Origin of the sequence: Deferribacter desulfuricans SSM1, assembly GCF_000010985.1 — a bacterium.
Lineage (GTDB): Bacteria > Chrysiogenota > Deferribacteres > Deferribacterales > Deferribacteraceae > Deferribacter > Deferribacter desulfuricans.
In genome coordinates this window covers 1,226,052-1,246,060 of sequence record NC_013939.1, presented here as the reverse complement: position 1 = coordinate 1,246,060, position 20,009 = coordinate 1,226,052, and the positions used below count along the sequence as shown (strand labels likewise).

General features: G+C 32.2%; 18 protein-coding genes. 10 read left to right on the top strand and 8 right to left on the bottom strand.

Going from position 1 to position 20,009, the window contains the following annotated elements; translation table 11 throughout:
* Nucleotides 1–3 precede the first annotated feature (3 nt).
* From DEFDS_RS06215 to DEFDS_RS06200, 4 genes are read left to right on the top strand one after another with little or no spacing between them, the layout of a single operon-like run.
* Entirely contained in the window at nucleotides 4–303 is a 300-nt protein-coding gene (locus DEFDS_RS06215) for a hypothetical protein (protein WP_013007950.1), read from the top strand.
* The gene (locus DEFDS_RS06210; RefSeq protein WP_013007949.1) at nucleotides 300–1,289 is read left to right on the top strand and encodes a 2-hydroxyacyl-CoA dehydratase family protein; all 990 of its coding nucleotides are present in this window, start codon (nucleotides 300–302) and stop codon (nucleotides 1,287–1,289) included. Before DEFDS_RS06215 ends, DEFDS_RS06210 begins: the two co-directional genes overlap by 4 nt.
* Nucleotides 1,286–2,032 carry an acyl-CoA dehydratase activase gene (locus tag DEFDS_RS06205; protein WP_013007948.1) on the top strand — a complete coding sequence of 249 codons (747 nt, stop codon included), beginning with the start codon at nucleotides 1,286–1,288 and terminating at the stop codon, nucleotides 2,030–2,032. The genes DEFDS_RS06210 and DEFDS_RS06205 overlap by 4 nt, the downstream gene beginning before the upstream one ends.
* Complete coding sequence (locus DEFDS_RS06200; RefSeq protein WP_041223653.1) at nucleotides 2,032–2,547, top strand: hypothetical protein; 516 nt, start codon at nucleotides 2,032–2,034, stop codon at nucleotides 2,545–2,547. The genes DEFDS_RS06205 and DEFDS_RS06200 overlap by 1 nt, the downstream gene beginning before the upstream one ends.
* Here the strand turns inward: DEFDS_RS06200 and DEFDS_RS06195 are convergent.
* A complete protein-coding gene (locus DEFDS_RS06195) occupies nucleotides 2,516–3,040 on the bottom strand; it encodes a hotdog fold domain-containing protein (RefSeq protein ID WP_013007946.1) in 525 nt (174 codons plus the stop codon). The two genes, DEFDS_RS06200 and DEFDS_RS06195, sit on opposite strands and share 32 nt — an antisense overlap.
* Before the next feature lie 97 nt (nucleotides 3,041–3,137).
* Here DEFDS_RS06195 and glpK point away from each other — a divergent pair, with 97 nt between their 5' ends.
* The 6 genes from glpK to DEFDS_RS06165 all read left to right on the top strand — a co-directional run bounded on the left by glpK (nucleotide 3,138) and on the right by DEFDS_RS06165 (nucleotide 10,771).
* Entirely contained in the window at nucleotides 3,138–4,628 is a 1,491-nt protein-coding gene (gene glpK / locus DEFDS_RS06190; protein ID WP_013007945.1) for a glycerol kinase GlpK, read from the top strand.
* A 2-nt stretch (nucleotides 4,629–4,630) separates the two neighbouring features.
* Nucleotides 4,631–5,290: a hypothetical protein gene (locus tag DEFDS_RS06185; RefSeq protein ID WP_013007944.1), complete on the top strand. Its 660-nt coding sequence runs from the start codon at nucleotides 4,631–4,633 to the stop codon at nucleotides 5,288–5,290.
* Between the two features lie 166 nt (nucleotides 5,291–5,456).
* Nucleotides 5,457–7,001 (top strand): acyl-CoA carboxylase subunit beta, encoded by a 1,545-nt coding sequence (locus DEFDS_RS06180; RefSeq protein ID WP_013007943.1) that lies wholly within the window; start codon nucleotides 5,457–5,459, stop codon nucleotides 6,999–7,001.
* A 17-nt stretch (nucleotides 7,002–7,018) separates the two neighbouring features.
* The gene (gene accC, locus DEFDS_RS06175; protein ID WP_013007942.1) at nucleotides 7,019–8,539 is read left to right on the top strand and encodes an acetyl-CoA carboxylase biotin carboxylase subunit; all 1,521 of its coding nucleotides are present in this window, start codon (nucleotides 7,019–7,021) and stop codon (nucleotides 8,537–8,539) included.
* Between the two features lie 9 nt (nucleotides 8,540–8,548).
* The gene (locus tag DEFDS_RS06170) at nucleotides 8,549–9,082 is read left to right on the top strand and encodes a biotin/lipoyl-containing protein (protein ID WP_013007941.1); all 534 of its coding nucleotides are present in this window, start codon (nucleotides 8,549–8,551) and stop codon (nucleotides 9,080–9,082) included.
* Nucleotides 9,083–9,130: 48 nt separating this feature from the next.
* The gene (locus DEFDS_RS06165) at nucleotides 9,131–10,771 is read left to right on the top strand and encodes an acyl-CoA mutase large subunit family protein (protein WP_013007940.1); all 1,641 of its coding nucleotides are present in this window, start codon (nucleotides 9,131–9,133) and stop codon (nucleotides 10,769–10,771) included.
* 29 nt (nucleotides 10,772–10,800) lie between these two features.
* Here the strand turns inward: DEFDS_RS06165 and purB are convergent, their stop codons facing one another.
* The 7 genes from purB to carB all read right to left on the bottom strand — a co-directional run bounded on the left by purB (nucleotide 10,801) and on the right by carB (nucleotide 19,951).
* Nucleotides 10,801–12,234, bottom strand: coding sequence for an adenylosuccinate lyase (gene purB / locus DEFDS_RS06160; protein ID WP_013007939.1), 1,434 nt, complete (start codon nucleotides 12,232–12,234; stop codon nucleotides 10,801–10,803).
* 13 nt (nucleotides 12,235–12,247) lie between these two features.
* Nucleotides 12,248–13,540, bottom strand: a complete 1,293-nt coding sequence (locus DEFDS_RS06155; RefSeq protein ID WP_013007938.1) for an amidohydrolase family protein — start codon at nucleotides 13,538–13,540, stop codon at nucleotides 12,248–12,250.
* On the bottom strand, nucleotides 13,533–14,192 hold the full coding sequence (locus tag DEFDS_RS06150; protein ID WP_013007937.1) for an HAD family hydrolase: 660 nt from the start codon (nucleotides 14,190–14,192) through the stop codon (nucleotides 13,533–13,535). Before DEFDS_RS06150 ends, DEFDS_RS06155 begins: the two co-directional genes overlap by 8 nt.
* On the bottom strand, nucleotides 14,173–14,562 hold the full coding sequence (locus DEFDS_RS06145; RefSeq protein WP_013007936.1) for a hypothetical protein: 390 nt from the start codon (nucleotides 14,560–14,562) through the stop codon (nucleotides 14,173–14,175). Before DEFDS_RS06145 ends, DEFDS_RS06150 begins: the two co-directional genes overlap by 20 nt.
* A 464-nt stretch (nucleotides 14,563–15,026) precedes the next feature.
* Complete coding sequence (locus DEFDS_RS06140; RefSeq protein ID WP_013007934.1) at nucleotides 15,027–15,947, bottom strand: dihydroorotate dehydrogenase; 921 nt, start codon at nucleotides 15,945–15,947, stop codon at nucleotides 15,027–15,029.
* Nucleotides 15,948–16,715, bottom strand: coding sequence for a dihydroorotate dehydrogenase electron transfer subunit (locus tag DEFDS_RS06135; protein ID WP_013007933.1), 768 nt, complete (start codon nucleotides 16,713–16,715; stop codon nucleotides 15,948–15,950).
* A gap of 8 nt (nucleotides 16,716–16,723) precedes the next feature.
* On the bottom strand, nucleotides 16,724–19,951 hold the full coding sequence (gene carB / locus DEFDS_RS06130; RefSeq protein ID WP_013007932.1) for a carbamoyl-phosphate synthase large subunit: 3,228 nt from the start codon (nucleotides 19,949–19,951) through the stop codon (nucleotides 16,724–16,726).
* Nucleotides 19,952–20,009 lie beyond the last annotated feature (58 nt).

Genomic DNA, 20,009 nt, shown 5'->3' with positions numbered 1-20,009 from the left:
AAAATGGAAAAGTGGATGGCAGTTTTTGATGATATGAGATTTGAAGAAGTAAAGTTTGATATTTTAGAAAATTCTGAAATAGATGTTTTATTTTTAAAGAGAAGAAAGAAAATGCACGGGAATATAGTTAAATATAATGATTTTACTAAAGTTTATAAAATTTCTCTCGATGATGGGACAGAAGTTGCAGTAGTTGATTTTCATGAAATGGATGCATTTTTTGAAAACAACAATATCCTTTTTCAAAATAGAAAAGGTTTACACAAAGAGATAAAAAGATACATTGAGTTTTCTTTATCGTGAATAAAGTCGGTTTTACAACAACAATTCCAGTAGAAATAATTTTTGCTGCTGAAAAAGTGCCCGTTGACTTAAACAATATTTTTATAACAAGTAAATCACCTTATAAATATATAGAAAAGGCTGAAGAGGATGGTCTCCCAAGAAACACATGTAGCTGGATAAAAGGGATTTATACGGCTGTTTTTGAAAACGGGATCGATACAGTAATAGGAGTTATTGAAGGGGATTGCTCCAATACTCATGCATTAATAGAAATTTTTAGAGCTAAAGCAAAGAAAGTTATCCCTTTTGCGTACCCTTATGGTGAAAAAGATAAAGTAAATTTTTTAAAACATCAGATAGAAAATTTGATGAAAGAAATGAATGTAGGGTGGAATAAAGTAAAAACCATTATAGATAGGATTGACAAAATAAGAGAAAAGTTGATTAAGCTTGATGAATATACGGTTAATGGCTATGTTTCCGGTTTTGAAAATCATTTATGGTTAGTAACTTCTACAGATTTTAACTCTGATTATATCCGTTATGAAAAAGAGCTTGATAAGTTTTTAGATGAAGTTTCAAACAGAAAACCAGTAAATAAAAAAATAAGGCTGGGATTTATAGGGGTGCCAACTATTTTTACAGATATATATCAATTTATTGAGAAAAGAGATTGTCAAATAGTGTTTAATGAGGTTCAGCGGCAGTTTTCTATCCCTTATATCGAAGATGATTATATTGAGAGATTTGTAAAATACACTTACCCTTATGATATAAAATTTCGGCTGGAAGATATAAAAAGAGAAATAAAAAATAGAGAAATTGATGGTATAATTCATTATGTTCAATCTTTCTGTTATAGGCAGATTCAAGATATGATTATTAAAGAAGAGTTGGATGTACCCGTTATTACTATCGAGGGTAATGATCCGGAAGGTATCGATGCAAGGACAAAGATTAGATTAGAGTCTTTTATTGAGATGCTTTTGAGTAAAAAGGGATGAAAGTAGGTATTGATTTAGGAAGCCGATTTGTAAAAATAGCTTATAGTGATGAAGCCAATAATCTTTATCTTGATAAAATTGATACAATAGAATTTTACAAAAAATATGTCTTTAAAAAAGATGGAAATATTTTTGTGGATACGGAAGCATTTTTAAATATAGATGATGTTGATATAACTGCAACTGGATATGGAAGAAATGTCCTTGCTTTCAAAAACGCAAATATCGTTTCTGAAATCAAAGCTCACTTTAAAGGTGCTCTCATACAGATGAACCATGAAAACTTCACTCTAATCGATATCGGTGGGCAAGATTCCAAGGTTATTTATGTAAAAAATGGTTATATAGAAGATTTTGTTATGAATGATAAATGTGCAGCAAGTACAGGGAGGTTTTTAGAAAACAGTGCTAATATACTTGGAATAACTCTTGATGAATTAGCAAATGAGATAAAAAATCCTGTAAAATTAAATAGTACCTGTGCTATTTTTAGCGAGTCAGAAATAGTTGGTAAAATTGCAGAAGGGTATAAAATCTCTGAGATTGCAGCAGGGATAAACGAATCAATTGCTAAAAGAATATTCCCTATGATAAAAAGATTTAAAAATGAAAAATATTTTGCTTCTGGTGGTGTTGCAAATCTTAAAGGGGTGATGTATTTTCTTGAAAGATTGCTAGATGATAAAATATTAGTTGTGAAAAATGCACAATATAATGGTGCAATAGGATGTCTTCATTACTGATGAAAAGAAAAAAAATTAATACTGAGTATCCATCACTTTTAAAAACAATAAAATTAGCATTTAGTGCTTCCTTTTTTAGTGAAAAAGGTTTGTTATTTTTGTTGTTAAATAACAGACATACCTTCAATTTGATTACGGTTTTTCTATTTATGACTTCACTACCTGTAAAAGGATTAGATGGTAAAATTGCATACTCTTTTGGTCATATTATAGAAACTATTTTGCTAACTCTATTTTTCATAGTTTTTTTGTTTCTTTTATCTCCTAATAAGAAATTTGGGTTTTTAGCTTTTTTAAGGGTTTTTATGGCATATGAGTGCATTGATATTTTTGCTTTAATAAGTTTAGTTTTGCCCACTAATTTTATATCTACTTTTTATTCATTGCATATTGGGTGGTATTTGGCGCTGGCTGTTTTTGCCTATAGTAAAATAAATCGTGCAAATTACGTTTATTCTACAATCAATGTATTACTTGCTTTTTTTATTGTGAATTTACTTCCTGCAATTCTTTAATTCGACTAACTATCTTCGGGAAATATTTTTTATTATCATCAAAAAGTAGGTATTTTATGGTTTCTTTCATTTTATCATCTGGTATCTCTACAAAAAGACCCTCAGCTTCTAAATATTTAACGTTATTATTATCAACAATTTGACCTTTAACTTTATATAACCCTCTTTTTTCATCAATTAATTCAGTGATTACTTTATATTTATTCATAATTTGAAGTGATTTTTTAAATTTTACTTGCAATGTTCTTGTAAAACAAAGATTTTTTGCGCTACTAAATACATAGGCACACCAACCCATAGTTTCATCAAGGAGTGCTGTAGCTATCCCACCATGCACAATATTTTTAAAACCGTTATAGCCATCAGGGATAGAAATATCTGAACAGACTTTGTCATTTTCCACATAAAAGATATGTTTTAGTCCAACTTCATTCTGGCTGCCGCATACAAAACATTTTGTTGAATGTGGTAAATATAATCTTAAGCTTTCCATATGAGCTTTTTAGATTCAATTTTTAATTTTGGCAACATTTTTTTATTTGAAGTTGAATTTGAATTCGGGTATCATTAATAAAAAGTAGAGGTGGATAATGAGTAAGTATATTGTAGCTTTAGATTCTGGGACTACTGGCAATAAAGCTATAGCTTTTGACTTGCAAGGTAATATTGCAGCTTATTCTTATACAGAGTTTCCTCAAATATTTCCAAAAAGTGGATGGGTGGAGCAAAATCCCTATGATATATTAAACAGTGCCTTAAAAGTTTTAAAAGATGTTATTGAAAAAGTAGGTGTTGAAAATGTATTAGCGTTGGGGATAACAAATCAAAGGGAAACGACAATATTATGGGATAAAGAAACTGGAGAACCTCTTTACAACGCGATCGTTTGGCAATGCAGAAGATCAGCTGAAATTTGTGAAAGATTATCAGATAACAAAAATATGATAAAAGATAAAACAGGGCTTTTTTTAGATCCATATTTTAGTGCTACAAAGGTGATTTGGTTAAATGAAAATATAGAAAAGGTTAGAAACTTGATTTCAAAAGGAAATGTTTTATTAGGTACAGTTGATAGTTGGTTACTTTATAATCTTACGTCAGACAAATTGCACTTAACAGATATTACAAATGCTTCTAGGACTATGTTTTTTAATATAAATACATTAGACTATGATAGAGATTTATTAAAATTATTTGAGATTCCAGATTATATTTTACCTGAGGTTAAGCCATCTGGTGCCAATTTTGGCGTAATTGATAAGAAATATTTTGGAAAAGAGATACCAATTACTGCAGTAATAGGCGATCAGCAATCGGCACTATTTGCTCATGGAGGATGGAGAGAAGGTCTTATCAAAAATACCTATGGAACTGGTTTGTTTTTAATGACATCTACGAAAAATAATATTTTCAAAAGTAACAATCTGATATCTACTGTAGCATGGCAAATAGAAGATGATGTTGAATATGCTTTAGAAGGTAGTGTTTTTATTGGTGGTTCGCTTGTACAGTGGCTAAGAGATAATTTAAACCTTATTGAAAAAAGTCCTGATATTGAGCATATTGCTGCTAATGTAGAAAATTCAAATGGAGTTTATATTGTTCCTGCTTTCAGTGGTATTGGAGCTCCTTACTGGGATCATTCTGCTAGGGGAGTAATCATTGGAATTACTAGAGGAACAACGAAAGAGCATATAGCAAGGGCAGCTCTTGAAGCAATTGCATTTCAGGTAAAAGATATATTTGAGGAATTAAGAAAAGATACAAAAATAGAGTTTAAAACACTTTCTGTAGATGGTGGAGCATCAGAAAACAGATTATTATTGCAAATTCAGGCTGATATGCTGGGGTTATCTGTGGAAAAAACAACAGTTAAAGAATCCACAGCATTTGGTGCTGCAGCTTTGGCAGGCATTGTCGCCGGAGTTTGGGATAAAAGTGATATTTTGAAAATTAGAGAAATTGAATATATTTTTAATCCAGATAAAGATTATCATTATTATCAAAAAAGTTATAAAGTGTGGAAGGAAGCAGTAAAAAGGTCTTTAGGTTGGGGTAGCTTTATCAACACTTTGGAGTAGTTATGTTTAACAATATGATAATTAAAAATATTATCGTCATTCCTACAATAAAAGAGTATGAAAAGCTTTTTGACTATGAGCTTATTAATTATAAAAATATTTTTAGCTATGCAATGAATAATGATTTGTTGGTGGTAGTTACAGGTATTGGTAAAGTTAATATTGCGATAGCTATGACATATCTATTAAGCCAAAATATTTTTTTTGAAAACCTGATTTTAGCTGGAATTGCTGGGGCATATAGAGAGTCTGGGCTTAATATTGGAGATGTGGTTACTGTTAGAAATGATTTTTTTGTTGATGAAGCACTTTTTCTCGGAAAATCTATAAAGATGAGTAATGAGATAGAATTCCCTGTTTGTTTAGAAAATAAAACAACTTTTTTAATTAATGAGCATTTAAAAGTTGTGGATGCAAATACTATTTCATTAATTTCTGGTGATGATAACTTAAGTAAACTTTATCATGAAAAAACTGGTGCTTCAATTGAGTCGATGGAAGGTGCATCCTTTGGTCTGGTTTGCGAAAAATTTAGTGTAACATCCTATCAGATAAGGGGAATTTCAAACTTTTGTGGAAAAAGAGAAAAACAAAAATGGGATCCAGGTAAAGCCTTAAAGAATTTGAAAAATACACTATACAGTTTATTTATAATAAATTAATTCTTGTTGTTATCTGCTGGTTATATAAAAAATATTTGAATAATACTAATTATCTTTTTCTTTTAATCATAATGATTTTTTAACTTAAATTATCAACACATTTTTATGTTGACTAAAAATAAAAATTGTGTTTTATTATTGATAAAATAAACTCAGGGGGAGTTTTATGGAAGATAAAATCAAAGAGCTTCAGGAATTAAATCGCCAGGCAGAATTGGGCGGTGGCCCAGCGAGAATTGAAAAACAGCACGAAAAAGGGAAACTAACTGCGAGGGAAAGAATTGATAAACTGCTTGATAAGGGTACATTTGTTGAGCTTGATAAGTTTGTTGTACACAGATGTAATTATTTTGGTATGGAAAAGAATAAAATTCTTGGTGATGGGGTTGTAACTGGTTATGGTAAAATAAACGGTAGAACAGTATTTGTTTTTTCTCAGGATTTTACTGTATTTGGTGGTTCACTTTCTGAAATGTTCGCTAAAAAGATTTGCAAGATTATGGATCTTGCAATGGAGGTTGGCGCACCTGTTATCGGATTGAACGACTCTGGTGGTGCGAGAATTCAGGAAGGTGTTCTATCTTTGGCTGGTTATGCTGATATATTTTTAAGAAATACACTTGCATCTGGGGTTATCCCTCAGATTAGTGCAATTATGGGGCCATGTGCTGGTGGTGCGGTTTATTCACCTGCTTTGACTGATTTCATTTTTATGGTTAAAGAAACCAGTTATATGTTCATTACTGGTCCAGAAGTTGTAAAAACTGTTACCAATGAAGTAGTTACAAAAGAAGAGCTCGGTGGAGCTATGACTCACAATACTAAGAGTGGTGTTGCTCATTTTGCTGCTGAAAATGATGAGGAATGTTTGCTTAGAATTAGAGAATTGTTGAGCTATATACCATCAAACAACATGGAAGATCCACCAGTAGTACCATGTAAAGATGATCCAAACAGAATAGAAAAGTCTTTAAATGATGTGGTTCCAACAGATCCTAATAAGCCTTATGATATGCATGATATAATTAAGCTTGTTGTGGATGATGGCAATTTCTTTGAAATTCATGAACATTATGCTAAAAATCTTATTGTAGGTTTTGCTAGATTAAATGGTAAAACTGTTGGAATTGTAGCAAATCAACCAGCAGTTTTAGCTGGTGCTCTTGATATAGATTCATCAATTAAAGGTGCTAGGTTTGTAAGGTTCTGTGATGCATTTAATATTCCTTTATTAACTTTTGTTGATGTTCCTGGTTTTATGCCTGGTACTGCTCAAGAGTATGGCGGTATTATCAAGCATGGTGCAAAACTTCTTTATGCTTATTGTGAGGCTACTGTGCCAAAAGTGACTGTCATAACAAGAAAGGCTTATGGTGGAGCTTACGATGTTTTAAGTTCAAAACATGTAAGAGGAGATATAAACTTTGCATATCCAACTGCTGAGATTGCTGTTATGGGGCCAGATGGTGCTGTGCAGATACTTTTTGCTAAAGAAGTTGCAAAAGCAGATGATCCAGATGCTATGAAGAAGAGACTTGTTGAAGAATATAGAAAAACTTTTGCAAATCCATACAGAGCTGCTGAATTAGGATTTATAGATGAGGTTATTGTTCCTGAAGTGACTAGACCAAAACTGATTCAGGCATTTGAATTGCTTGCAAATAAGAGACAGTCCAATCCACCTAAAAAACACGGCAATATACCACTTTAAAATTATGGAGGAAAACTATGCCTGAGATAAAAAAAGTATTAGTTGCAAATAGAGGTGAAATAGCAATAAGGGTTTTTAGAACCTGTAGAAAAATGGGGATTGGTACTGTAGCAATATATACTCATGCTGATAGAAAAGCGCCTCATGTGAGATATGCTGATGAAGCTTATTGTATCACAGATAGCCCTGCTGATACAACATATTTAAAAATGGATAGAATAATCGATATAGCTAAAAAAACTGGTGCTGCTATTCATCCAGGATACGGGTTTTATGCAGAAAACGCTGATTTTGCAAGAGCATGTGCAGATGAAGGTATTATTTTTATTGGGCCATCGCCTGAGCATATTGAACTCATGGGTAGTAAAACAGGTGCTAGAAAAGCTATGCAAGAGGCTGGTGTACCTGTTGTACCAGGTACTAAAGATCCTGTAGAAGATTTGGAAGAAGCTAAAAAAGTAGCAGATGAAATTGGTTATCCTATAATGCTCAAAGCTGTTCACGGTGGTGGTGGTAAAGGGATGAGGCTTGTGGAAAAGCCCGAAGACCTTGAATCTGCGTTTAGAACTGCTCAATCAGAAGCTTTAAATGCTTTTGGTAGTAGTGAAGTTTATATAGAAAAGTTTATTGTTCAACCTCATCACGTAGAAATTCAGGTGATGGGTGATATGCACGGTAATGCTCTTCATTTTTTTGAAAGAGAGTGCTCTATACAAAGAAGACATCAAAAGGTTATTGAAGAAGCTCCATCACCATTTATAAATGACGAAACCAGAGCTAAAATGTATGAAGTTGCTGTGAAAGCTGTTAAAAAGCTAGGATATTATAGCGCTGGTACATTAGAATTTATTGTTGGTGCTGACCAAAATTTTTATTTCCTTGAAATGAACACAAGGTTGCAGGTGGAGCATCCAGTTACTGAGCTTATTACTGGAGTAGACCTTGTAAATCAGATGATTCGAGTAGCTGAAGGGAAAGAACTTCTTTATAAACAGGATGAAATTATCAGAAGAGGGCATGCTATAGAATGTAGGATTTATGCAGAAGATCCATCAAATAATTTTGCTCCTTCACCTGGACTTATCACAGTTTATGAAGAGCCAGGTGGCCCAAATGTGAGAGTTGATAGTGGTGCATATCAGGGGTATGAAGTGCCTTTATACTATGACCCAATGATTGCTAAGCTTTGTACAGTAGGGAAAGATAGGGAGTATGCTATTAGAAATATGAGGCGAGCTTTGAGTGAGTACAAAATTGCTGGTATTAAAACTTCAATCCCATTTCATTTGAGAGTATTGAAAAATGAGACATTTTTGTCAGGTAATTATGATACAGGCTTTATTGATAATAAATTTGACTTTGAAGATTTAAAGAGAAAAGAGAATGAAGATGTTACTGTTCCAGTTATTGCTGCTGCTATTAAACAGTTGTTATCAGAAAAAATTGCAGCTGAAAGAGCCGTTACAAGACCAGATGTGGGTGAATCAAACTGGAAAAGATCTGGAAAGCTCTACAATATTTGCAACAGGTTAGCTTAGGAGGTTATCATGCCAGTTAAAAGAGATTATTATGTAACTGTAGACGGTAGAGAAGAGGAGATCAAAGTTGATCTCGAAGAGAAAGAACCGTTTATCTATGAAGTAGAAGTTGACGGTAATAAGTATAATGTGGATTTTGCTCAGATAAATGAAGCAATTTACTCTATAATTATAGATGGCAGATCATATGCTGTTGAAATAAGTGAAAAAGGGAATAATTTCGAGGTTATTGTAGACGGTGATAATTATAAAGTAGAAGTTTTAGATGAAATGAAGCGTTTTATGAAGATGAGAACTTCTGCATCGGTAGAAGGTCGTCAGGTTGTGGAAGCTCAGATGCCTGGATATATATGGAAGCGTTTAAAGGATGTTGGTGATGAAGTGGAAGAGGGTGAAACCGTAATGATATTAGTTGCTATGAAAATGGAAAATGAAATTAAATCACCAAAAAAGGGTGTTATTACTGAAATATTTGTAGAAGCAAGTGAAGATCCAAATGAGAGTACAGTGACAATTGGAGATAAGCTGTTTATCGTAGAATAAAGGTTAAAAAGCCGCTTAAAGCGGCTTTTCTTTTTTGCAGGAGGAGCTATGTATAAAAAGTGGGAAGAGTTGTATAAAAAATCTATCGAGAGGTTTCCTGAGAGAAAAAAGGAATTTCAAACAACGAGTGGTATCAAGATAAAGCCTTTTTATACTCCTGATGATATTAAAGATTTAAATTATGATGAGCAATTGGGTTATCCTGGTTTATACCCATTTACAAGAGGCGTTCAGCCAACGATGTATAGAAGCCGATTTTGGACTATGAGGCAGTATGCAGGTTTTGCTACAGCTGAGGAATCTAATAAAAGATATCATTATTTACTACAACAAGGAACAATGGGGCTTTCCGTTGCTTTTGATCTCCCTACTCAAATCGGTTATGATTCTGATGACCCAATGGCAGAAGGGGAGGTTGGAAGAGTTGGGGTTGCTATTGATTCTTTAGCTGATATGGAGATACTTTTTGATGGCATCCCTCTTGATAAGGTTTCCACCTCAATGACAATTAATGCGACAGCTTCAATTTTACTTGCTTTTTATATTGCTGTAGCAGAGAAACAGGGTGTATCATCAGATAAACTTAGCGGTACAATACAAAATGATATTTTAAAAGAATATATAGCAAGAGGGACATATATATTCCCTCCAAAGGAATCGATGAGGATTATCACAGATATTTTTGCTTTTTGTAAAGATCATGTGCCAAAATGGAATACAATAAGTATAAGTGGTTATCACATTAGAGAAGCTGGTTCCACTGCGGTTCAAGAAGTTGCATTTACCCTTGCTGATGGCATTGAGTATGTAAAATCAGCAATTGAAGCAGGGCTTGATGTTGACGAGTTTGCAGGAAGATTATCATTTTTCTTTAATGGACATAACAATTTTCTTGAAGAAATAGCAAAGTTTAGGGCAGCAAGAAGATTGTGGGCTAAAATAATGAAAGAACGCTTTGGAGCTAGAAATCCAAGATCCTGCATGTTGCGTTTTCATACTCAGACAGCTGGTAGCACATTGACAGCTCAACAGCCAGAAAACAATATTGTAAGGGTTGCAATACAAGCTCTTGCTGCTGTGCTGGGAGGCACTCAATCTCTACATACAAATTCATTTGACGAAGCACTGGCTTTGCCTACAGAAAAATCTGTAAGGATTGCACTGAGGACACAGCAGATTATTGCTCATGAAAGTGGTGTAGCTGATACAATAGATCCGTTGGCTGGTTCCTATTTAATAGAAAATTGGACTAATGAAATAGAGAGAAAAGCTGAAGAATATATTAATAAAATAGATGAACTCGGTGGTATGGTAAAAGCTATAGAGATGGGTTATGTCCAAAAGGAGATACAAAATAGTGCCTATGAATGTCAATTGGCAATTGAAAAAGGGGAGCAGATTGTAGTTGGTGTAAATAAATATCAGATTGAAGAAGAACCACCAAAGGATATTCTAAAGATAGACCCTAAAGTTGAAGAAAATCAAAAAAGAAAATTGAAGGAGCTTAGAGAAAAACGGGATAATATAGCTGTGCAGAATTCTTTGAAGAAATTAGAAGAAGTTGCAAAAACAAACGAAAATCTTATGCCACATATTATCAATTGTGCTAAAAACTATGCTACTCTTGGTGAAATTGTAAAATCTTTAAAAAATGTCTTTGGAGAATATAAAGAAAATATTGTGCTGTAAAAAATAGGGCAGGGGGAGACCCTGCCTTTTTAAACTTTTATTTCTACATCTACTCCTAAATCGTTTGAGTATTTTTCTATAATTGGCTGAACTTCCTCTTTTATAAATTCTTCTACCTGTTCTGGTGCTCTACCTACAAAATCTCTTGGATTGAGCAAAGATTTAATTTCTTCCATAGATAGAGGGACTCTATCATCATTTGCAAGCCTTTCTAATAAATCATTTTGTTTACCTTCCATTTTGACCCTTTTACCAGCTTCCATCGAATGAACCCTTATTATTTCGTGCATTTCCTGTCTATTACCACCTTTTTTAACAGCTTCCATAATTATATTTTCTGTAGCCATAAAAGGTAGCTCATCATTTATATGCTTCTCAATCATTTTCTCATATACAACCATCCCATCTGTAATATTAATTAAAAGATTTAAAATAGAATCAACCCCCATAAAAGATTCTGGAATTGAGATTCTACGGTTTGCAGAGTCATCAAGAGTCCTCTCAAACCATTGTGTAGCTTGTGTCATAAAAGGGTTAAAAACTAAAGAGATAACATATCTTGATAAAGAACATACCCTTTCACTTCTCATAGGGTTTCTTTTGTAAGCCATAGCACTTGAGCCAATCTGTGTTTTTTCAAAAGGCTCTTCAACCTCTTTAAGATTTTGTAATAATCTGATGTCTGTAGCCATTTTGTGAGCACTTTCAGCTATTTTTGCCAATACAGTAAGTACTTTTGTATCCTGTTTTCTAGTATACGTTTGCCCTGTAATTTTTAAGACTTTATCAAACCCCATTTTTTTGCTTACCAGCAAATCCAACTTTTTTACTTTTTCACTGTCATTGTTAAAAAGCTTCATAAAAGAAGCCTGAGTGCCAGTTGTACCTTTAACGCCTCTAAATCTGAGATTATCCAATACATATTCTAATTCTTCAAAGTCCATAACGAAATCTTGAAGCCATAAAGCAGCTCTTTTACCAACAGTGGTAAGTTGTGCAGGCTGAAAATGTGTAAATCCTAGAGTAGGTAAGTCTTTATATTTCAAAGCAAAGTTTTTGAGATTATTTAGCAGGTTAACCATTTTTTTTCTTATATGCAGTAAGGCTTCTTTCATTATGATAAGATCTGCATTATCGCCCACGTATGCTGATGTGGCGCCAAGATGTATTATCGGCATGGCCTTTGGAGCAACTTTTCCAAAAGTGTGAACATGAGCCATTACATCATGTCTAAATTTTTTTTCCATTTCTTTAGCATATTCAAAATCTATATTGTTGATATTTTGTTTCATTTCTTCAATTTGTTCATCTGTAATTGGCAAACCGAGCTCTTTTTCTGCCTCAGCTAATGCAACCCACAATTTTCTCCAAGTGGTAAACTTTTTTTCTGGTGAAAAAATATAATTCATTTCTTTACAACAATATCTTTCTGTCAGTGGATTTTTATATTCATTATAAACCATTAATAGCCCTCCATTAGTTTTCGTTTTTTATTTTGTTTGACCAGTATTTAGCTTTTTCTAAAATTTCTTCTTCATCAATAGTGGTTATGATACCATCTTTTAAGATATGCTTACCATTTATAAAGACATCAGTAATATCAGAAGACTTTGTAGAATAAATTAAATGAGATATTGGATTATAAATTGGTTGTAAATGAGGTTTGTTTAGATCAATAACTATAAAATCTGCGTAATAACCTTTTTTAATGATACCCATTTTATCCAAATAAAGAGCTTTAGCAGCATTTCTTGTGAGCATTTTTAAAACTGTTTCTGCATTTAAAGCGGTTGCATCTTTACTAAAAGCTTTGTGAAATTTTGCCACAGTAGAGGTTTCAGCCAAAATATCAAGGTCGTTATTACTTGCTGCACCATCAGTTCCAATTGTTACATTTACACCATTTTCTAGCATATCTTTTATAGGTGCAAAACCACTTGCAAGTTTGAAGTTACTTTCAAGGCAATGCGATATGTTTACAGATTTTTTGCCTATTAATTCTATTTCATTTTGATTTAGGTGAACCATGTGAGCAAAAATGGCTTTAGTGTCAAACATTCCCACTTCATTCATAAGTTGAATAGGGGATTTACCATATTTGTTTTTTATTTCATTAATTTCCCACTCTGTTTCTGCTAAGTGAGTATGAATCAATAAATTATGTTTTTCAGCAAACTTAATACATTCTTTATAGCTTTCAGGAGAGACAGTATAAGGAGCATGAGGACAGATAGCAACCCTTATTAGTGGATTATCATTATACCTATCAATTAGTTTCTCTGCATTATTTAGGTATTCATTTAAATTTTTGGCAAATTTTGTTGGAAAATCTAAGACTCCTGCACCTATTACCCCTTTAACACCAGCTTTGATAAGAGCATCTGCTATTGATTTTGAATAAAAATACATATCATTTGCACAAATAGTACCACACCTTATTAGTTCGCACGCTGCAAGCAGAGTGGCATCATAAACAAACTCATCGCTTAGCCACTTATTTTCAGCAGGCCATATGTGCTTTTGTAGCCAATCCATAAGTGGTAAATCATCCGCAAGACCTCTAAAATAAACCATTGGTAAATGAGTATGAGTGTTAATAAACCCTGGAAAAATTGCTGAATCTTTTTTTATGATTACTTCGTCATAATCATTTTTATTTATATTTTTTTCAATACCAGCTATATATTCATTTTCAATTAAAAGATAACTATCTCTTACTATTTTATTGTCATAATATATGTAATTTCCAAAAATTGCTATTTTACTCACAGTTTGTTACCTCCAATACATCGAGAATTTCTAATGGATTATTTACTTCATAGTCAGGTTTTACTTCTTTTATTTTTCCATAACCATAATTGCAAAAAATGGTTGATATACCTGCATAATAACCTGATTCTATATCTGTATAATTATCGCCTATAATAAATGAATTTTTATCTGGAGTTTTATTATATATTTTAAATATTTCTAAGACTGGAATAGGGGAAGGCTTTTTTTCACTAAAGCTATCCCCACCAAACCATTTAAGAAAGTATTTATCAAGTCCAAAATGTTTAACTATTTTATCAGTGAAATCAAATGATTTATTTGAAATTATGAATAAATAATCTGTAATATTTCTTAAAGTAGACAATACATAATCCATATCTTTATACATATTAGATGTTTCAATAATTTTTTGATTGTAAATATTACGAAAATATTTTTCTATTTCTAACCTATAGTTTTCTTTACCAACAGATCTTTCTATGAGCTTTTTAATTCCATCTCCTACATAACTTTTTGTTGTATCGATAGAAAATTTTTGAAAACCGTATTTTTCAAGAGTCAGCATTAAAGAATTGTGTATATCTTCCAAAGTATCAATAATTGTTCCATCTAAATCTAAGAATATGAAACTATTTTTGTGAATTTTCATTATTTATATTTAATTTCTTTTTTGCACAGGATAATACTTCGTTTCTTAATATCTGCAAAAATTCGTCTTCTTCTATATTATTAATTTTGATATCTTCTTTAATTAAATCTAATAAAACTTTTTTATCAATATCGTCTAAGGCACATCTGATAGCAATCGTTGAGTTGCAATTATTACAATTTCTTAGTGATAAAACCTCATGAACGTCATCACAATCAAAAATTTGGAGATTTTGAGGAGCAGGTAAAGAAGTGTTTTCAATAAATTCTTTAAAATCCTTAAATTCTTTTCCACAAGAACATTTTTTAGGGAATTGCTTTTTCAGTGAATCTATTATTTTATCTATTAAATAAAAGCTTTTATATTTCATAGGTTACCTCAAATAAAAATCTAAAAACCAGCTGCATAATAATCCATAATAAAAAACATATCAATAAAAATTTAACTTAACATAATATATCTTATCGGACGTTTTGAATATTGAGAAGAGTTTCTGAATTTTTTTATTATATCGCAAAATAGCTGTTTTTATTTGTGAATAATTCTGTCGAGGATGTTGCACAATAATAATACTTAAGCACCTCAGATTGCTTCGCTAACGCTCGCAATGACAGCAATTTTGGGTCATTGCGAGGCATCAAAAGTTGCCGAAGCAATCTCAAAACTATAATGATATCAGAAAATTGTTCCATTGTGCAACAGCCTCCTGTCACCTAACTCAAGACTTAGGAGAGATTGCTTCGTCAGCTTGCACTTACTCTCGATGACTGTTTTGCTGTCTTTGCGAGCGTCAGATAAGCAGTCTAAACATGATGATAAAGGATGGTATTTATCTTAATTTATTTTTATTGAGCCCGTTAATGACGAAATTTTATCAATATTTTTGTTTTCTAAATAGGTTTTTAAATCATTAATGATTTTTATTGGTATTTCTGGATCTACAAAATTTGCTGTACCTATTTGTACTGCTGTTGATCCAGCAATAAAAAATTCTATGACATCTTTATAATTTATAATGCCACCTATCCCTATGATAGGTATTTTTACCGTTTTATATGTTTCATAAACCATTCTTACTGCAACTGGCTTTATCGCTGGACCGCTTAGTCCTCCTGTAATATTTGAAAGATGTGGTTTTTTTGTTTCAATATCTATTGACATGCCAAGAAGTGTATTTATTGCGCTAATTGCATCTGCTCCTGAATCTTCACATATTTTTGCAAAAAGCTTTATATCTGTGACATTTGGTGATAATTTTACTATTAATGGTTTATTTTTTATGTTCTTTTTAACTGAAGAAACAACTTTTTCCGTCATTTTATGATCTGTACCAAAAGCTATGCCACCTTCTTTGATATTAGGACAAGATATATTAATTTCTAGCATATCTATATCAACTGAATCAAGAATCTTAGCTACTTCAACATACTCTTCTATAGTTTTGCCCCAAAAATTTACGATAATTCTTGTATCATATTTTTTTAAAATTGGGAGTTTTTCTTCAATAAATCTATTTACTCCTATATTTTGTAAACCTATTGCATTGAGCATTCCTGCAGGTGTCTCTATTATTCTAGGCATCATATTACCTGATACTTCATTTAATGAGAGACCTTTTACGCTTATTCCACCAAGTTTAGAAATATCTATAAATCTTGAGTATTCAATTCCATATCCAAAAGTTCCACTTGCTGTGATTATGGGATTTTTAAATTTAATACCACAAATTTCAACTTCTAATCTATTTTTAGCCATTTACAGCTCCCAAACTACTTTATTACCATCAAAAACTGGCCCTTCTACACAACATCTTTTTTGGACTATATTGTCCCCTTCTTTAACATAAATAATGCATCCTAAGCATGCTCCAAGCCCACATGCCATTCTTTCATCAAGAGATACTTCTATGTTTTCAACTTTATCTTGAAAAACAGATACTACATTTTTCATCATAGGTTTTGGTCCACAAGTATAAACTATATCATAATCAAAATTAGTTATTATGTCTGTTATAAGAGCTTTTTCACCAAGGCTGCCATCTTCTGTGGAAATCTTTATGTAATCACATGTGTTTTCAAAATATTCCAATAAATGTATATCTCCTATAGATTTACCACCATAATATAAAGTAATACTATTGTTATTATCTTTAAGTGCTTTTGATAAATAAAGTAACGGTGCTATACCTACTCCACCACCAACTAGTGCTACATTTTTATTTTTAACAATACTAAATCCATTTCCAAGTGGATTTGAAAAAGAGATTTCTGTGCTAGTTTGTAAGTTCGATAAGAGATACGTACCTTTTCCAACTAAGGTATATAAAATTGTAAAACAATCTTCTTCTATATCGCAGACACCAAATGGTCTTCGCAATAAGGGGTCAACTAAATAATCAAAACTTTGAGTTTTCAACATAAAAAACTGCCCTGGTTTTGCATTTTTTACAAATTCTGGAGATTCTATTTTCATATAGTAGTATTTATCGCTAAGTTTTTTATTAAAAACTATTTTTCCTGTCATATAACACCTTAATAAACAATTTCTTTATAGTATTCTTGAAGTGATTTCACAGATAGGCCTTCATTTAGATATGCTTCTACTCCATTTACGCTTGCTATTGCTGCTTCTACTGTTGTTACATATGGTATATTGTAATTTAAAATAACTCTTCTGATTGAATTCGAGTCAAGTCTTGATTTTTTACCTTCTGGCACATTTATAACGAAATCAATCTTGTCACTTTTTATGAGGTCAACAATATTAGGTCTACCTTCTTGTACTTTTAATACATGTTCAGCATTTATACCATTTTCTCTCAGAAACTTATATGTACCTGTTGTAGCTACAATTTTAAAACCAAGTTTTTCAAGCTTTTTTGCAACAGGTAAGATATCTTTTTTTACTCTATCCTTGACACTTATGAAAACTGTACCAGTTGTTGGTAAAGAATTGTTTGCGGCAATTTGTGCTTTATAATATGCCCTTCCAAAAGTTTTATCTATCCCCATTACTTCTCCAGTAGATTTCATCTCTGGACCTAAAATTGGATCTGTCCCTGGAAACTTTGTAAAAGGGAAAACAGATTCTTTTACTGTAAAATATGGAATGTTTACTTCTTTTGTAAAACCTAAATCTTTTAGCTTGTAGCCAACCATCACTTTGGACGCTAACTTTGCTAATGATTTACCAATCGATTTACTGACGTAGGGAACAGTCCTTGATGCCCTAGGATTTACTTCTAATACGTAAAGTTGATTATCCTTTATGGCATATTGAACATTCATTAAACCTTTAACATTTAATTTTTCTGCAAGGCTTATAGTAGCCCTTTTGATTTCTTCTATAATCTCATCACTTAATGATCTAGGTGGAATTGAGCAAGCAGAATCACCTGAATGTATTCCAGCTTCTTCTATATGCTGCATAATCCCTGCTACTATTGTGGATTCACCATCACTTATAGCATCAACATCTACCTCAATGGCATTTTCTAAAAATTTATCAATTAATACGGGATGTTCTTCACTTGCTTCCACTGCATATTTCATATAGTTTTTTAATGAATCCTGGTCATAAACAATTTCCATAGCCCTGCCACCCAAAACATAGGAAGGCCTTACTACGACAGGATAACCAATATTTTCTGCAATATTTAGAGCTTCTTCAAAGTTTTTGGCTATTCCATTATCTGGTTGTTTCAAGTTTATATCTTTTAAAAGTTTTTGAAATCTTTCTCTATCTTCAGCAATATCAATACTATCAGGAGAAGTACCTAATATATTGACTCCTGCTTTTTCTAAAGGTACTGCTAATTTCAATGGAGTTTGACCACCAAATTGGACTATAACACCATAAGGGTTTTCTTTTTCGATAATATTCATTACATGTTCAAATGTTAAAGGTTCAAAATAGAGTCTATCTGATGTGTCATAATCTGTACTCACAGTTTCTGGGTTACAGTTTACCATAATAGTTTCATAACCTACTTCCCTAAGTGCATATGATGCGTGAACGCAACAGTAATCAAATTCTATCCCCTGCCCTATTCTATTTGGTCCACCACCTAATATTACAACTTTTTTATTGTTTGTTGGGTATGATTCACATTCTTCTTCAAATGTGGAGTACATATATGGAGTATTTGATTCAAATTCAGCGGCACAAGTATCTACCCTTTTGTAGACAGGTTTTAAATTGTAAGTATTTCTTTTTTCTCTAATATCTTCTTCTTTTAAATTAAGTAGTTTTGCCAATCTTTTATCAGAAAAACCTAACTTTTTTGCTTCTATTAGCGTGTTTTCATCTAATTTTTTTGTTTCTTTTATCTTTTTTTCAAAATCTATTATTTCTTTTATATTTTCTAAAAACCACTTATCAATTTTTGATAAATTGTATATTTCATCAATAGTGAAACCTGCTCTTAAGCTTTCAGCTATATAAAATACACGTTTATCAGTAGGTCTTTTGAGAAATCTAATAATTTCATCTTTAACACTATCCTTTTGTAACTCTTCTTCACTAAAAATTTCATCAAAACCTGTTTTACCTATTTCAAGAGAGTTTATTGCTTTTTGAAAAGCTTCTTTAAATGTTCTTCCTATTGCCATTACTTCGCCAACAGATTTCATTTGAGTGGTCAACGTATCGTCAGCTCCAGGAAATTTTTCAAAAGTAAATCGTGGATATTTAACAACACAGTAATCTATAGTGGGTTCAAAGCACGCAGGGGTCTTTTTTGTAATATCATTAGGGATTTCATCAAGTGTATAACCTACAGCTAATTTTGCTGCTATTTTCGCAATTGGAAATCCTGTAGCTTTTGAGGCTAAAGCAGAACTCCTTGATACTCTTGGATTCATTTCTATGATAACTTGTCTTCCAGTTTTTGGATCAACGGCAAACTGAACATTTGAACCGCCAGTATCAACACCAATTTCTCTAATAACTTTTATAGCTGCATCCCTTAAATATTGGTATTCTTTATCAGTTAAAGTTTGAATTGGAGCAACAGTAATACTATCACCAGTATGAACACCCATAGGATCAAAATTCTCTATTCCACAAATAATTACAACGTTATCTTTTAAATCCCTCATCACTTCTAGTTCTATTTCTTTCCAACCGATTATCGATTCTTCTACAAGAATTTCATTTACTGGAGAGGCTTCTAATCCCCATATTACGTATTCTCTATATTCCTCCATGTTGTAGGCAACGTTACCACCTGTCCCGCCAAGAGTAAAAGAAGGTCTTATAATTGCAGGAAAACCTATATCTTTAATTACTTTCATTGCTTCATCATAAGAGTTTACATACGCGCTTTTTGGCATATCTAAACCGATTTTTGCCATAGCTTTTTTAAATAATTCTCTATCTTCAGCTTTTTGAATTGCATCTATTTTTGCGCCAATTAGCTCCACGTTATACTTTTCTAAAACTCTAGCTTTGTGTAAATCGATAGCTAAATTTAAAGCTGTTTGTCCACCAACGGTTGGGAGAATGGCATCTGGTTGTTCTTTCTTTATAATTTTTTCTACTATTTCTACAGTTAACGGTTCTATATATGTGGCATCAGCAAATTCAGGATCAGTCATGATTGTGGCTGGGTTAGAGTTAACTAATACTACTCGATAACCTTCTTCTTTTAAAGCCTTAACAGCTTGACTTCCAGAATAATCAAATTCGCAAGCTTGACCAATGACTATTGGACCTGAACCTATAATCATGATGGTGTTTAGATCTTCTCTTTTTGGCACAATTTTCCTCCCAACAAACAAATTGTCAATGTATAAACTTTTTGGTGATTTTTTTCAA

Coding starts and splice junctions, on each gene's coding strand:
- glpK (WP_013007945.1), top strand. CDS start 3,138: ATGAGTAAGTATATTGTAGCTTTAGATTCTGGGACTACTGGCAATAAA.
- DEFDS_RS06185 (WP_013007944.1), top strand. CDS start 4,631: ATGTTTAACAATATGATAATTAAAAATATTATCGTCATTCCTACAATA.
- DEFDS_RS06195 (WP_013007946.1), bottom strand. CDS start 3,040: ATGGAAAGCTTAAGATTATATTTACCACATTCAACAAAATGTTTTGTA.
- DEFDS_RS06205 (WP_013007948.1), top strand. CDS start 1,286: ATGAAAGTAGGTATTGATTTAGGAAGCCGATTTGTAAAAATAGCTTAT.
- DEFDS_RS06150 (WP_013007937.1), bottom strand. CDS start 14,192: ATGAAAATTCACAAAAATAGTTTCATATTCTTAGATTTAGATGGAACA.
- DEFDS_RS06180 (WP_013007943.1), top strand. CDS start 5,457: ATGGAAGATAAAATCAAAGAGCTTCAGGAATTAAATCGCCAGGCAGAA.
- DEFDS_RS06135 (WP_013007933.1), bottom strand. CDS start 16,715: ATGACAGGAAAAATAGTTTTTAATAAAAAACTTAGCGATAAATACTAC.
- purB (WP_013007939.1), bottom strand. CDS start 12,234: ATGGTTTATAATGAATATAAAAATCCACTGACAGAAAGATATTGTTGT.
- DEFDS_RS06145 (WP_013007936.1), bottom strand. CDS start 14,562: ATGAAATATAAAAGCTTTTATTTAATAGATAAAATAATAGATTCACTG.
- DEFDS_RS06200 (WP_041223653.1), top strand. CDS start 2,032: ATGAAAAGAAAAAAAATTAATACTGAGTATCCATCACTTTTAAAAACA.
- DEFDS_RS06140 (WP_013007934.1), bottom strand. CDS start 15,947: ATGGCTAAAAATAGATTAGAAGTTGAAATTTGTGGTATTAAATTTAAA.
- accC (WP_013007942.1), top strand. CDS start 7,019: ATGCCTGAGATAAAAAAAGTATTAGTTGCAAATAGAGGTGAAATAGCA.
- DEFDS_RS06165 (WP_013007940.1), top strand. CDS start 9,131: ATGTATAAAAAGTGGGAAGAGTTGTATAAAAAATCTATCGAGAGGTTT.
- DEFDS_RS06215 (WP_013007950.1), top strand. CDS start 4: ATGGAAAAGTGGATGGCAGTTTTTGATGATATGAGATTTGAAGAAGTA.
- DEFDS_RS06170 (WP_013007941.1), top strand. CDS start 8,549: ATGCCAGTTAAAAGAGATTATTATGTAACTGTAGACGGTAGAGAAGAG.